Raw genomic sequence first — 767 nt, 5'->3', positions numbered from 1 at the left:
GTCCGCGGTGCCCGCACCCCAGCCCGAGCCGTCCATCCGGTGGTTGGTGGGCCTGCTGCTGTTGGCGGCGCTGCTCCCCCGGCTGGGGGTGTTCTTCATCAACGAGAACCTGTTCGGTGACGCGGTGGTGCGCACGGAGCTGGCGGAGCGGTGGCTCGCCGACCCGCACGTCATCACGTCCTACAAGGACGGCACGTACCAGTTCGGGCCGCTGCACGTGTACCTGGTGGGCGCGGTGCTGTCGGTGTTCGAGCGCGACGTCGCGGGCCGGCTGGTGAGCCTGTTGTTCGGCGTGGCGTCGGTGGTGCCGTTGTTCGCGCTGACGCGGCGGCTGTTCGGCTGGCGCGCGGGCGTGGCGGCGGGGCTGGCCTTCAGCGCGTGGGGCATGCACCTGCAGTTCTCCACCACGGCGGGCAGCGAGGCGGTGTCGCTCTTCTTCATGCTGGCGGTGTTCGCGCTGGTGGCGGAGGGCGTGGAGGAGAACCGCTTCCAGCCGCTCTTCTGGGGCGCGGTGCTGCTCAACTTCGCGTGCGCGCTTCGCTACGACGCCTGGCTGTACATCCCGCTCATCACGGTGGCGCTGGTGTTCAGCAGCGAGGACCGGGTGGCGTCACTCACGCGCGCGGTGGGCTTTGGCCTGGTGTGCCTGCCGTTCCCGCTGCTGTGGATGCAGGGCAACGAGCTGGCGCACGGCGACCCGTTCTTCCCCATCAACGCGGTGGAGGGCTTCCACAAGCAGTGGGTGGCGGACTCCGGCGGGGCGGGAG

General features: G+C 70.4%; 1 protein-coding gene. It reads left to right on the top strand.

Going from position 1 to position 767, the window contains the following annotated elements:
- Window positions 1-767: glycosyltransferase family 39 protein (locus D7X55_RS39940; RefSeq protein WP_233610393.1), on the top strand; the 767-nt coding region annotated here is incomplete at both ends.

The organism is Corallococcus sp. AB049A (assembly GCF_003668885.1).
GTDB lineage: Bacteria > Myxococcota > Myxococcia > Myxococcales > Myxococcaceae > Corallococcus > Corallococcus interemptor.
The sequence above is the reverse complement of the archived record's forward strand: the minus strand, read 5'-3'. Positions and strand labels throughout refer to the sequence as shown.